Genomic DNA, 13,255 nt, shown 5'->3' with positions numbered 1-13,255 from the left:
TTGGCCCAAGTTCTTCACATCGCACGCGTCACGTTTTTACGTCCTCGGTGCCCAGGGTCTCGGTAGACGGTTGATGCCGTCCAACGCCGCCACACGATAGCACTCGGCGAGCGTCGGGTAGTTGAAGACGGTTTCCACGAAATAGTCGATTTGTCCGTGGAAGGACATGACCGCCTGCCCGATGTGAATCAGCTCCGTGGCACCTTCGCCGATGGCGTGGACTCCGAGCAGCTCGCGTGTCTTATTGTGGAACAAGAGCTTTAGCATCCCGATTTCGTCGCCGATCAATTGTCCTCGGGCAATTTCCCGGTAGCGCGCGATCCCAACCGAATAGGGGACGCCGTTACGGGTGAGGTCGTCTTCGTTCGGACCGACCATCGAAATCTCCGGGATCGAGTAGATGCCGAGCGGCATCAGTTCTGTTTGGCTGCGACAGGGCAGACCGAACGCATGGCAAGCGGCGAGGCGGCCCTGCTGCATCGACGTGGATGCCAGAGCGGGAAAGCCGATGACGTCGCCCGCGGCATAGATGTGCGGTATGGCCGTCTGATAGTTCTCGTTGACCGTGAGCCGTCCCCGTTCATCCGCCGTAATACCGATGGCCGGGAGGTTGAGGGCCTGGGTGGCGCCCATCCGACCGACGGAATACAGCACGGTCGTCGCTCCGATCTCCTTCCCGCTCTTGAGCCCCACCACCACCTGGCCGTCGCGCCGCTCCACGGACACGACCTCTTCGTTGAAACGCAGGGTCACGCCGATGCTACGCATGTGATATTGCAGCGCCTCGATCGTTTCCTGGTCCACGAATTCCAGCAGCCGTGGCCGCCGCTCGATCAGTGTCACATGGATACCCATGGTGGCCAGGATGGACGCATATTCGGTTCCGATGACCCCGCCGCCGATGATGGTGATTGTCCTCGGCAAGCGGGCAACCGCCAGAAGACCGTCGGTATCGATGATTGACTGGTCGTCGAACGGAATGTGGGCGGGATGCGCGGGGACCGTGCCGCAGGCGATCACGATGACATCGGCGCTGTGCTCGGCCTGCTCCAGCGGTCCCTCGATATGGAGGCGGTGCGGATCGAGGAAAGCGGCGGTGCCGGTGAGGAGTTGGATATTGTTGCGGGACATCTGGTTGTGGATGATCTCGATCTCGCGTCGGATCACATGGTTCGCTCGGTAGGACAGGTCTTCCATCGTGATGTCTTGCTTCACACGATAGCTGGAGCCGTAGAGAGCACGCTGGTGGAAGCCGGAGAGGTAGAGCACGGCTTCGCGGAGAGATTTGCTGGGGATGGTGCCGGTGTTGGTGCAGACGCCGCCGACCTGGTTTTTCCGTTCGATAAGTCCAACCTTCTTGCCGAGCTTGGCGGCCTGGATCGCGGCCTTCTGGCCGGCGGGCCCCGAGCCGATGACCAGCATGTCGAAGTGGCTCATGTGTACTCCGGATCGCGCGAAACGTTAGTCGTCAAACGTGGCATGCAGATTGTGAGGGAACAGCGATTGCCAATAAGGCCACGGTGTGACGGTTAAGGGCTGAGGTTTGGGCGGACGAGCTTCCGTTTCACGCCTCGACTAGCTTGCCGTCACTAACTTGCGTGCGAAACGGAAGGCCTCTTCCATGTCCGGAAGCTGCACCAGTTCAGGCGTGATTTGGAGGTATCGGACCTTGTTGTCCTTGTCCACGACCATGATGGCGCGGCTCAGAATGTGCGGATCCTTTAGAAACAAACCATGGGCCTTGCCGAAATCACCACCACGGAAATCGGACAGGAACGTCACGTTGGTGATCTTCGCCTCCTCGGCAAAGCGTTTTTGGGCAAAGGGGGTGTCGATGCTGACCGTGATCAGCTCGACCATCTTGTCGAGTCCCTTGTTCTTTTCGCTGAGGTAATGGGTTTGTTGCTCGCAGACTTTGGTGTCGAGTGACGGTACGACGCTGATGATGCGGACCTTGCCCTTGCCCTTGGTTTCGTTGATGTTGACCATGCTGAGATCGGTTTGAACCAATTTGACATCGCGCAGATGGTCGTCGACTTTGATGGCGTTCCCCGAGAGCATGAGGGGTTTGCCTTGGAACAGAATGTTATTGCCGTCTCCGGCCGCGGCGCTGCCGTCTGCCACGGCAAGCGGTTTATATATGAATTCGGGCGAGCCGCTGTCATGCAAGGTCCCGCAAGCGGAAAGGCTGAGAAACAAGAGCAGGAGCACGCTCATCGATGTCGGACGGTCTCGCAGGACGCGCATGGTTGTCCTCCTCAAAAGTACGTGGCCCATCCGCCACTTTATGGACGATCTCGACGCTCTGTCAAGGCTGCGAGGAACGAGAGGATGTGGCCGTTGACGATGTCAGGCCGCTCCCACTGCGGTATGTGTCCCGCGTCGGCGATGACGGCAAACTGCGCGCCGGGGATCATGGCCTGGATGTCGCGACCAACCTGTGGTGGAAACAGACGATCGTGCTCGCCCCAGAGAATCAACGTGGGACAGCTGACGCGGTTGATACGGCCGGCGAATCCTGATTCCCACTGCGGGAGGCTGTCTCGGATAGCCATCAGCGGACGAAGCAGCCCAGGGCGCTGCCGGTTGCGGTTCGAGCGATCCAGTACCGATGGAGTGAGTAGCCGGTGGTCGTGCACGATCTCTTTGAGAATCGCATCCGTCGTACCGCCGCCAAACAGCCAGTTGCCCACCTGCGCGAGCCACACCGGCACGCGCGTATCAATCGCCCGTTGCATCAGGGGACTGGTCAGCCGCTCTCGGACTCGATCGGGCAAGCTATCGATCAAGATCAGGCGCTCGACCCGTTCCGGATGAGTCAGCGTCATGCCGATCGCCAGGCCGCCGCCCATGGAGTTTCCGACCAGGGTGGCGCGCTCAAGCCCAAGGGCCTCCATGAATCCTCGGAGCGCCGCAACCATTTCGTCCGGTGTGTAGGCGATGTCCGGCTTATCGGAGAGGCCCGATCCCAGCAGGTCCGGGGTGATGATTCTGAAGCGAGCGGAGAGCGGGCGTTGTTGGTATTCCCATTGCCACATGGATCCGCCGAATCCATGCAGGAGAATTACCGGGGAGCCTTCACCCTCGTCGAGATAGGCGATGCGGTGCCCGTCGACGGTGACTTGGCGGAGGGGTACACGTTGAACCGAGTCGAACCAGGCCGGAAGCTCTGGTTGCGGAGCGCAGCCGCTTGCGACGACGGTCAGGATCAGCAACCACGGCCACCCGACCGGCATCGCCTGCTCCTATTCCAGCTGGATCACGGTTTCGTCGGTTTTGACGTTTTCGCCCTCGGCGACGAGGACGGCGGTGACACGACCGTCCACCGGGGCTGGGACTCGGCTCTCCATCTTCATCGCTTCGATGATCAGCAAGGGATCGCCGGCCTTCACCTGGCTGCCTTCGGTGACGAGCACCTTGACCACCCGGCCCGGCATGGGCGGCGCCACGTCGCCGGCCTTCGTGGGGCGCGGTCGCTTCGGTTTGGCGGTGCTGGCCGGATCCGGCGCCTCCGGCACGCCCGTGAGCACTTCCTGGAGCGGCTCGAGCGAGACTTCCTGCAGTCGGTCGTTCACGCGAATGTAGTAGGGCTTGCGGCCGTCGGTCTTGCGTCCAGACCCTGACACGACGACGTGATAGGTTTCTCCATGCACCGTGATGTTGAACTCGGCCGGTGCCAGATGCAGTTCGTGCGCGACAGCGGGGCCCATCGCGTCGGTCGACTCCAACGGCTCGGGCTGCAACTCGCCCCGTTCGCGGGCTTCGAAGAAGTCGCGAGCGATCGCCGGGAAGAGGGCGAAGGACAACTGATCTTCCGGTGTCGTTGCCGTCTCCGGCATGTCCTTCTTGAGCGTGTCGAATTCCGGATCGAGCCGGTCGGCCGGCCGTCCCTTGACCGGCTCCTCGTCGCCGATCGCCCGGGCCATGATCTCTTTGTCGAGCGGCCCCGGCGCCCGGCCGTAGAGGCCGAGGAAGTAATTCTTGGTTTCCGTCGTGATGACTTTGTAGCGCTCGCCCTGTTCACCCGTGAGGACGTTCAACGTCGCTTGGGTGCCGACGATCTGGCTCGTCGGCGTCACGAGGGGCGGGTACCCCATTTCCTTGCGGACCTTCGGCACCTCGTCGAGCACTTCCTTCATGCGGTCGATGGCGTTTTGCTCTGCAAGTTGCGCCGCCAAGTTGGAGAGCATGCCGCCCGGGATCTGAGACGTGAGGATTTCCGCGTCGACACCGGTGAAGTCGCTCTCGAACCGGCGATACTTGCGCCGTACGGTGCGGAAGTGTTCGGTGATCGGTTCGAACTGCCGAAGATCCAGGCCCGTGTCGTAGGGCGTATTCCGCAACGACGCGATCAAAGTTTCCGTCGGGGGATGTGAGGTGCCCCCGGCAAGCGGCGAGACGGACGTGTCGAGCATGTCGAGTCCGCCCAGAACCGCCATCAGCGCCGACATGGAAGCCATGCCGGAGGTGTAGTGGCTATGGAGGTGGATCGGCACCTTCACCGCGCTCTTCAGTTTCCTTACCAATTTATAGGCATCGAGGGGGGCCAGCAGGCCCGCCATGTCCTTGATGCAGAGCGTGTCTGTGCCCAGGTCTTCCAGCTGCTTGGCCATCGACACGAAACGTTCGATGCTGTGGACGGGGCTCACGGTATAGCAAATCGTCGCCTCGACGTGCTTGCCGTTGGCCTTGACCTCGCGCATCGCCCGGTCCAGATTCCGCACGTCGTTGAGCGCGTCGAAAATCCGGAAGACGTCGATGCCGTTGGCCGCCGACCGCTCGATGAATTTGTCCAGCACGTCGTCCGCATAGTGCCGGTAGCCGACGAGGTTTTGCCCGCGCAGCAGCATCTGCAGCTTGGTGTTGGGCATCGCCTCGCGCAGCGCGCGCAACCGTTCCCAAGGATCTTCCTTGAGGAATCGCAGGCAAGTGTCGAACGTCGCACCGCCCCAGACTTCCAGTGACCAATAGCCGACCGCATCGAGCTTCTGCGCGATCGGAAGCATGTCTTCGGTCCGCATGCGCGTGGCCAGCAACGACTGGTGGCCGTCGCGGAACGCGACGTCGGTCAGGAGCAGCCGTTTCCCCGGCGCCGGTTCCACGCGAAACTCCGGCTTCGGTGCCTTGGCCTTTGCCGGGCGCGATGCCGCCGCTTTCGGTTTTTTGGGGGTGGCTTTCTTGGTTTTCTTCGTTGCCATAGGGGCGACCTCGGGCGAACAGTCCGCTCGCTTACTCAGGGTTCATGCCAATGGTGCTGGGATACTGCGGGGTCAGAGTCCTTCGAAGGCGGCTATCGCTGCGGAAATCGCCAACACGAGGTCCTCGGGCTCCTCTGATTCTTCATACTGATACAGTTCCGGATGCGTCTCCAGATATGACGTGTCGAATCGACCGGCGCGGAAATCCGGCTCCATCATGATGTTCTTCATGAAGGGGATGGTCGTCTTGACTCCCCGGAGCACGTACTCTTCCAGCGAGCGGCGCATGCGGCTGACCGTCTCCTCCCAGGTTCGGCCGCGGACCGTCAGCTTCGCCAGCAGTGCGTCGTAATAGGGAGGGATCGTGTAGTCCTTGTACACGGCTCCGTCGATCCGTACCCCGATTCCTCCGGGCGAGAGGTAGGCCGTGACGGTGCCGGTGCAGGGGAGGAAGTTGTTGCGCGGGTCTTCGGCGTTGATGCGGCATTGGATCGCATGGCCCTGCAGCGTCACGTCCTTTTGCCGGATCTCGAGCGGTTTGCCGGCTGCGATGGAGATCTGGTTCCGCACGATGTCGATCGCGGTGATCTGCTCTGTGACCGTGTGCTCGACCTGCAGGCGCGGATTCATTTCGATGAAATAGAAATGCCCCTCGTGGTCCAGCAGGAACTCCACGGTGCCGGCATTGTCGTATTGCACGGCCTTGGCGATCGCGATGGCCGCCTCGCCCATCTGGGCCCGGAGTTTCGGCGTGAGTACGAGCGAGGGGGCGATCTCGATCAATTTCTGGTGCCGACGCTGGATGGAACAGTCGCGCTCGCCCAAGTGAATGATGTTGCCGTGCTTGTCGCCCAGGATCTGGAATTCGATGTGGTGCGGGCGCTCGATGTATTTTTCCAGAAAGACGCTGCCGTCGCCGAACGCCGCTTGCGCCTCACGGGAGGCGACTTCCATGTTCTCGCGGAGTTCTTCGTCGTTCCGCACGACCCGCAGGCCGCGCCCGCCGCCGCCGGCGCTGGCCTTGATCATGACCGGGTAGCCGATGCTGTGTGCGAAGCTCAGGGCTTCTTGGACGTCCGTGACGCCGCCCTCGGTCCCGGGCACGATCGGCAGCCCCGCCTGCTTGGCGATCTCCCGTGCCTTCACCTTACTCCCCATCATGTGGATCGCCTGGGGAGAGGGGCCGATGAACGTAATGCCCGAGGCCTGGCAGAGGTGTGCAAACTGGGCGTTTTCGGATAGGAAGCCGTAGCCAGGGTGGATGGCGTCGGCGCCGATGCGCTTGGCTAGTTCAACGATTTGCTTGGTGTCGAGGAAACCTTTGACCGGACCGGGACCTACGAGATATGACTCATCCGCTTTTTTGACGTAGATGCCGGTCGAATCGGCTTCGGAATAGATCGCTGCGGTCGCGATGTTGAGTTCGCGGCAACCACGAATGATGCGCATGGCGATTTCGCCACGGTTGGCAATGAGGATCTTCCGGAACATGATGTAACCGTGTGAGGTCTGGAGCCGTAGCTCACCTCTGAGGGCCTCCCCAAAAAGACCGCGTAACCTAGCATAGGATCAAGAGAGTTGTCGAGAAGAAGGGAGCGGAAACCGGAAGGAAGGGGGCGGGGGATGGGTCCCCCTGCCCTTCCTCGATAAATCACTTGGCTTGGACGAGGAATCCCTTGGAGCGGGCATTGCCGCCGCCGGCGACGACGTCGATGAAGGACATTCCTGGGCGGACGTCCGGCACCGTCACCTCGATGGTCGTCTCGTTCACGAACTGATATTCGATTTTCGTGGGGCCAGCCGCGCTGAAGGCGACTCCGTGGAAACATTCTTTGGTCCCGAAGTTTTCGCCGGTGATCACGACCTTGTCGCCCGGCTTGGCTTCATCCGGTTCCACCTTGGCGATTTTGGGCCGTTTAGACCGATCGCAGACAGGGTCCTTTTCGACTTTCGACGTGTCCGAGCCCTTGATGGATTCGGTGTCGAAGAGCGTAAAGCCCGCCCCCTCGACCGTGGAGCCCTGCTGAGCCTGGGTCGGCGCGGCACCCATCCCTACAACCAGCGCCAAACCCAAGATCGTCGTCAAAAAAGTGCGCATGAGAGCCTCCTTCCTGGAGATTATTTCTTGGCGAGCGGCGTATAAAAATCGCTGATGATCTTCTGGCCGTCGTCGGACAGCGCGAATTGCTGGAAGGCTGCGATCAATGGCGTGGTGTCGTTTGCTGAGAGCAGCAGCACGGGCCTTCGCAGGGGATAGCGTCCATCCTTGACGGTCGGGGTTTCCGGCTCAATTTTATCGACGGGGAGCAGTCTGACCGGCACGCCGGAGGCCACCGCTTCCAGTGCCTGGCCGAGCGACAGGTAGGCCACGGCAGAGAGGGGAGGCAGGGTTCCCGCCACCGTCTTGATGACCTTTTCGTCTTTGGCGATCAACTTGGCGCCGTCGGCGATCTTGCCGGCGAGGCCGAGCTGTTGCTCGAAGGCGTCGCGGTTGTTTTGGTTTTTCGGGCGATCGATCAACAAGATTCTCGTATCGGGTCCACCGAGATCCGCCCAGACTTTGACCTTCCCCGAATAAAGATCACTGACTTCCTGCTTGGTCACTTCCTTGGTGAAGTTGGACCGGTGCACCATGATGGCGATGCCGTCCCACGCGATTTGGAAGGCAGTGAGACCGGTCTCCTCGGATCCGGTCACGGCCAGGGTGGCCTGTCCACTCTTGACCATGTCGATGGGTTTGGAATTGTCGTCCCAGAGCACGTCGACGTAAGCGCGGGGATTGGCCTTTTCGAATGCCCGAGCCAACGCTTCGATGGCGCCGGATTCGGGTCCGTTGCCGGCGATGACAAGGCTTCCCGAGACTTCAGCCGCAGCAAGTCGAAGGCTGAGCGCTACCAGCAGAACGGTCAACCAGGTGAAGCGGAGGATCTGGCCAAGCGAGGTGTGCATCCGATTCGACCGGGCTAAGCCTGTCCGCCGTCTGAGGACCCGGACTCCCCGCCGGTCATATTGGGGTTGACGGCTGCGCGTCGGCCCACGATGGGAGGCAGCTTTGCGAATTTGTCCATTCGCTCGTTGAGCATATTGTAGGCTTTCATTTCCGCGAAGCCGGGCTTGTGCGTCCCCTTGATCGTGGAGGCGAAGGCGGATAACAATCTGGTGGAGTTCTGCGCACTGCAGTGCGGGCAGACCGTATCTTCCGGTCTGGCATGGACGGACTGAGTCACTTCGAATTGGTAGGCGCAATCACCGCAGCGATATTCGTAGACCGGCATGACCATCTCCTCCGGACAAGGCCCTCGGATTTCCCGAAACCCTTGACCCTTTGTGTAACTTTGCCTTATTGTAACCAATCTCTGTGCCGAAACGCGAGCCACAATTGGAGGACCGGTTCTATGCCCCTGTTAATTCGGAAGTACAAAGGTTCGAGCGGAGTCATGCAGGAAGAGCGGATCGATGATCCGGATCGCATCGAGCGGTATATGAGGATCTTCGAAAAAGACGACGTCAAGAAGCTGGAAACCGGCGCAAAAGTGTTCATCGAAAAGGATGAGTGGCAGCTCCTGCCCTGATCTCGCCCTCTGACCCTTCGATCTTGATCCTGACGATAGCTCCCTCTCTCGCCCGCGCGGCGACGTCGGCCCCAGGCCGGATTGCCCTGTTGCGCGCGGGCGTGGTAGGGTGGGGCTTGCGAGTCTTTCGTGGTGGGGCGTAAGAGAAACTATGACCTACTGGTTGCACATTGCACGGGCCATCGATCGAGTGACGCTGCATCGGGATCGGTGCTCCGAGGTTCCGTCGAACGTGTCGAGCAGCGATTTCTGGGAAGGCGGCTGGTTTGACTATCCCGATAAAGAGCGGGCGTTGGCTGCCATGGAACAGGCCGGCACGAGCGATCAGCGCCGATGCGCCCTCTGCAGACCATAACTCAATTCAGTGTCGGGCGGTGAATCCTTTGCGGTGAGCGCGTCGATCGCCTCTTCCTAAGATTCAGCTCAGCACCCCACACTGAGAACTCATCACTCCCATCTAGGGCTCATGCCCCAACTTGCCCTGCTCCTTACGACCTTCATTTGGGGGGCAACATTTCCTGCCACCAAAGCGGTGCTCGCGCAGGTTCCGCCGCTGACCTTCCTCTTCTTGCGATTTTTTCTCGGTTTGGCGATCGTCCTAATCGTGTTGGCGATGGCTCGCCGTCGGCTCGTGGGGAATCGGCACACTCTGCGCATTAGTCTGATTGCGACGGGGTGGCTCTTTCTCGGATACGTGATGCAGACCGTCGGGTTGTCGTATACCAGCGCGTCCAACTCCGCCTTCATCACGGTGTTGTACGTCGTTTTCGTCCCGCTTTATTTGCGGCGACTCGGCATTCGCACCTGGATTGCGAACGGCATTGCCCTGGCCGGTCTCTGGCTGTTGGTGAAACCGACGGCCACGGCCAACCTTGGAGATTGGCTGACGTTGGGGAGCGCTGCCGCATTTGCCGCGCACATCGCCTGTCTGGAACGTTACACCCGCGTGGCGGATCCGGTCTCCGTTTTTGTTTGGCAGTTGTTGTTCATGGCGGTGAGCATGTCCGCCGCAATGCTGTGGGAATCGCCGCCAAGCGGGGCATTCGATGTCACGAGGGTGTTGCTCGTCGGCCTAGCGATCACCGGCGTGGGGGCGACTGGTGCCTTTGCCGTGCAAATGTGGGCGCAGCGGCTCCTGCCGGCGCAGCAAGTGGCGCTGTTGTTCGCCTGTGAACCGGCCTTTGCTGCCTGGCTGGCCTGGTATTTTCTCGGGGAAACGCTCGATGCGCAGGGCTGGTTTGGAAGCATCATGATTTTAGGGGGCGTCTTGCTGGGATCGCTCTCGAGTGGGGCGATGAGTTCGGAGGTAGAGCGTCTTTCGTGAAGCGCCGGGGAATCGACCTGACAGGGTATGGGGATGGCCGAAAAGAGTGACCGCAGAATCGAACCGGTGAGATGTTCTTGTTCGTGTCATTTGCCGTACGCCGTTGCTCCAACGGGATAGTGTTCATGCACCAGGAACTATGGGGCCGGAAGGTGCGAGAATCTAGGGAAGGAGGATAGTGTGGCTCAAAAATTCGGGAACGGTCGCTGGGTAAAGGAAGGATTCTTGGACAATCGGCAGGACGGCAGCGTCGTCGGGCGGATGACAATCGCTGTGGTGGGCCCTGTGGAGTTTTACTTGGCGGGCAACTGCCGCGGCGAGATTGCAGGGCAGCTCGTGTGTTTTCGCAACAGCAAGTTTGCCGACGAGGATCTGGCAGGGCAGGTGCTCGGCGATTTGGAAATACCGCAAATCGGAGACGCGAGTCTCATCTCGTTCGATCCGCATCCGCATCTCGTGCCCCATCCCTATATCGAATGGTTCTCACTGCGGAAGAATCACTATCGGTTGGAACTGACGCCGGAAGATGCGTGGATTGCGACTGCGGCGGAGGCGGCGGATTTGGACTCAATCAGCAGGGACATTCGCGGCCGGCTCGCTCCCCTGTATGGAAAGAAGCCGGCCGTCAGAGACGAATCGGATTGGGTCTAGCAGAAGCGAGTGTGGAACTCCCGTCCGAATAGATTCTCAGGAGCCGGCTAGGCGGCCTTGCTCTTGCCTTCTCGCACGTGCATGGGCACCTCGCGAATGTCCCACACCAGTCCCACGGCCTGCATGGCCCGGAGGATATAGTAGGTCATGTCGATTTCCCACCAGTAAAACCCTTGGCGGGTCGAGGCAGCATAGTAGTGGTGGTTATTATGCCACCCCTCACCCATCGTGATCAGCGCGAGGATAAAATTGTTCCGGCTATCGTCGCCGGTCTCATAACGCTGTGACCCATAGACGTGGGAAAGTGAGTTGATCGTGCAGGTGCCGTGCACCAGGGCCACGGTCGACACAAAGAATCCCCAGATCAACATCTGCGGTCCATTGGTGCCCAGACTCGGCGCATAGGCTTCCAGCAACATCCCCAAGCCATACATGCCGAATCCGGCAAGGGTGGGGACCAGCACATCAAACCGGTCGAGAAACCGGAGCTCAGGATACTTGGCGAAGTCGCCGATGCTCTTGAGGCGCGGCGCATAGAATTTCTGAGATGTGAACCAGCCGATATGTGACCACAAGAATCCTCCGTGACGAGGCGAGTGGACGTCATCGGGCGTATCGGAGGCGATGTGGTGATGCCGATGATGTCCGGCCCACCAGAGCGGACCCCTCTGCGCGCAAGACGAACCCAGGATCGCGAATGCGAACTGACAAGCGCGGGAGGTCTTGAAGGTGCGGTGCGAAAAGTAACGGTGATACCAGCCGGTAATGGCAAACATGCGGGCGAAATAGAAGGCCACGGAGACGCCGACCGCCGCCCAGCTCCATCCCACGAAGAAGATGCCCAAACACATGAGGTGGACGGTGATGATCGGGATGCAGCGGACCCAGTCCACCTTTGGAGGCCCGTCGACACGCATATACTCGAGACCGGCCCAGGAGTCGAACCAGCGCAAGACGGTGTACCACAGCTCACTGTGTTTGGCCGGTTCTTCGCCTTTCGTGAGCTCAGCGCCTTTGGATAGGGCTAGCGGGTGCGTGTCGTTCATGCCTCCTCCGAATCTGATTTTGGGGGATCGGCGAAGTGTACGGAGATCGCGCCGGGTTCCCGATTGCTGACTTAGACACCGCGGCGCATCGAGTGACGGATTGAATAGGGGGGCCGCTGATTGATTTGGCGTCTAGACCGTATCCCAGGTGGTGAACCCAGCATAGGTCGTTGACACATTATACACAAGGACCGAAACAAATACAGGCGGAAATTTACACGACCATCGACACCCCCGATTCCAGTGTATCCGACTCCCTAGGAAAGTCCATGAGAAGTGGGAAAGTTACCGGAGCGGATGGTTGGTCTCTGTGGGGCTCGTTCAGCACGTTTGACTCTGTTCCGATGGTCCCACTAGAATGCGCGGTCTTATGAACGACCGATTTTTGAAAGCCTGCCGGCGTGAGCCGGTCGATTGCACCCCGGTGTGGTTCATGCGCCAGGCCGGCCGTTATATGGCGGAATACCGCCGCCTGCGTGCGAAGCACTCCATTCTCGAGATGTGCAAAACCCCCGAGTTGGCGGCCGAAGTCACTATGCAGCCGATCGACCGGTTTCCGCTCGATGCAGCCATCATCTTCGCCGATATTTTACTGCCGCTGGAGCCGATGGGCCTGCATCTGGAATTTGCCGAAGGCGAAGGGCCCGTGATCGATAATCCCCTCCGTGATGCGGCCGCCGTGGATCGCTTGAAGCAGATCGACGGCAGCGAGCTGCAGTTCGTCATGGATGCGATCAGCCTGACCCGGAAACGGCTCAGCGGACGCGTCCCGCTGATCGGGTTTGCCGGGGCGCCGTTTACGTTGGCGAGTTACGCCATCGAAGGTGGAGGGTCCCGCAACTATATCCACACCAAGCAGATGATGTATGGCGAACCGAAGGTGTGGCATGCATTGATGGAGAAGTTTTCGAAGGTGCTCACGAGCTATTTGCGGCGCCAGATCGAAGCCGGTGCGCAGGCGGTGCAGCTCTTTGACAGCTGGGTCGGATGCCTCTCGGCGGGCGATTATGTCGAGTACGTCAAGCCGCACGTCCGTTCGATTGTTGAGGGTTTGAAGGATGCGGGGGTGCCGCTCATCCATTTTGGGACCGGTACGGCCGCGATATTGAAGGACATGCGAGAGGCCGGTGGCGACGTGATCGGTGTCGACTGGCGGGTACCGCTGGACCAAGCCTGGAATACGATCGGCCACGATCGGGCCGTACAGGGCAACCTCGATCCGGTCACGCTATTTGGGCCGATCCCCGAGATCGAACGACGGGTGGCCGACATTTTGCGTCGAGCCGGCGGGCGTCCCGGGCACATTTTCAATCTCGGACACGGAATTTTGCCGAACACGCCGGTGGAACATGTGGCCGCTGCGATCGATCTCGTCCACAAACTCAGCGCGCGTTAAAAGCGTCAGACGTGAGATGGCGACCGGACTGCCGGAACTAAACCGTCTGCGACTCACGTCTAACCTTT

General features: G+C 60.2%; 14 protein-coding genes. 5 read left to right on the top strand and 9 right to left on the bottom strand.

Translation table 11 applies throughout. The annotated features are described in order from the left end of the window. Positions 1-36: 36 nt before the first annotated feature. From sthA to KF814_05890, 8 genes are all read right to left on the bottom strand, one after another. Complete coding sequence (gene sthA, locus KF814_05925; protein MBX3235670.1) at positions 37-1,437, bottom strand: Si-specific NAD(P)(+) transhydrogenase; 1,401 nt, start codon at positions 1,435-1,437, stop codon at positions 37-39. Between the two features lie 138 nt (positions 1,438-1,575). Further along, positions 1,576-2,247 carry a thiol peroxidase gene (tpx, locus tag KF814_05920; GenBank protein MBX3235669.1) on the bottom strand — a complete coding sequence of 224 codons (672 nt, stop codon included), beginning with the start codon at positions 2,245-2,247 and terminating at the stop codon, positions 1,576-1,578. A gap of 38 nt (positions 2,248-2,285) precedes the next feature. Continuing rightward, positions 2,286-3,236 (bottom strand): alpha/beta hydrolase, encoded by a 951-nt coding sequence (locus tag KF814_05915; GenBank protein MBX3235668.1) that lies wholly within the window; start codon positions 3,234-3,236, stop codon positions 2,286-2,288. 9 nt (positions 3,237-3,245) lie between these two features. Beyond that, the gene (gene oadA / locus KF814_05910; protein MBX3235667.1) at positions 3,246-5,198 is read right to left on the bottom strand and encodes a sodium-extruding oxaloacetate decarboxylase subunit alpha; all 1,953 of its coding nucleotides are present in this window, start codon (positions 5,196-5,198) and stop codon (positions 3,246-3,248) included. A 72-nt stretch (positions 5,199-5,270) separates the two neighbouring features. After that, the gene (accC, locus tag KF814_05905; GenBank protein MBX3235666.1) at positions 5,271-6,689 is read right to left on the bottom strand and encodes an acetyl-CoA carboxylase biotin carboxylase subunit; all 1,419 of its coding nucleotides are present in this window, start codon (positions 6,687-6,689) and stop codon (positions 5,271-5,273) included. A gap of 160 nt (positions 6,690-6,849) precedes the next feature. Beyond that, positions 6,850-7,296 (bottom strand): IPT/TIG domain-containing protein, encoded by a 447-nt coding sequence (locus tag KF814_05900; GenBank protein MBX3235665.1) that lies wholly within the window; start codon positions 7,294-7,296, stop codon positions 6,850-6,852. A gap of 20 nt (positions 7,297-7,316) precedes the next feature. Beyond that, positions 7,317-8,147 (bottom strand): substrate-binding domain-containing protein, encoded by an 831-nt coding sequence (locus KF814_05895; GenBank protein ID MBX3235664.1) that lies wholly within the window; start codon positions 8,145-8,147, stop codon positions 7,317-7,319. Between the two features lie 14 nt (positions 8,148-8,161). Next, on the bottom strand, positions 8,162-8,473 hold the full coding sequence (locus KF814_05890; GenBank protein ID MBX3235663.1) for a zinc ribbon domain-containing protein: 312 nt from the start codon (positions 8,471-8,473) through the stop codon (positions 8,162-8,164). Positions 8,474-8,593: 120 nt separating this feature from the next. Here KF814_05890 and KF814_05885 point away from each other — a divergent pair, with 120 nt between their 5' ends. The 4 genes from KF814_05885 to KF814_05870 all read left to right on the top strand — a co-directional run bounded on the left by KF814_05885 (position 8,594) and on the right by KF814_05870 (position 10,745). After that, positions 8,594-8,770 (top strand): hypothetical protein, encoded by a 177-nt coding sequence (locus tag KF814_05885; protein ID MBX3235662.1) that lies wholly within the window; start codon positions 8,594-8,596, stop codon positions 8,768-8,770. Between the two features lie 151 nt (positions 8,771-8,921). Then, the gene (locus tag KF814_05880; protein ID MBX3235661.1) at positions 8,922-9,125 is read left to right on the top strand and encodes a hypothetical protein; all 204 of its coding nucleotides are present in this window, start codon (positions 8,922-8,924) and stop codon (positions 9,123-9,125) included. 111 nt (positions 9,126-9,236) lie between these two features. Continuing rightward, positions 9,237-10,094, top strand: a complete 858-nt coding sequence (locus KF814_05875) for a DMT family transporter (protein ID MBX3235660.1) — start codon at positions 9,237-9,239, stop codon at positions 10,092-10,094. 180 nt (positions 10,095-10,274) lie between these two features. Then, positions 10,275-10,745, top strand: coding sequence for a hypothetical protein (locus tag KF814_05870; GenBank protein MBX3235659.1), 471 nt, complete (start codon positions 10,275-10,277; stop codon positions 10,743-10,745). A gap of 47 nt (positions 10,746-10,792) precedes the next feature. On the opposite strand, the gene KF814_05865 is transcribed toward KF814_05870, so the two are convergent. Further along, positions 10,793-11,791: an acyl-CoA desaturase gene (locus KF814_05865; GenBank protein MBX3235658.1), complete on the bottom strand. Its 999-nt coding sequence runs from the start codon at positions 11,789-11,791 to the stop codon at positions 10,793-10,795. 370 nt (positions 11,792-12,161) lie between these two features. Between KF814_05865 and hemE the strand changes: the two genes are divergently transcribed. Continuing rightward, the gene (hemE, locus tag KF814_05860) at positions 12,162-13,187 is read left to right on the top strand and encodes a uroporphyrinogen decarboxylase (GenBank protein ID MBX3235657.1); all 1,026 of its coding nucleotides are present in this window, start codon (positions 12,162-12,164) and stop codon (positions 13,185-13,187) included. Positions 13,188-13,255 lie beyond the last annotated feature (68 nt).

It is taken from the genome of Nitrospiraceae bacterium, assembly GCA_019637075.1.
Taxonomy (GTDB): Bacteria; Nitrospirota; Nitrospiria; order Nitrospirales; family Nitrospiraceae; genus JAHBWI01.
Note: the sequence above shows the minus strand (reverse complement) of the source record. Positions and strands in the feature narration are given on the sequence as shown.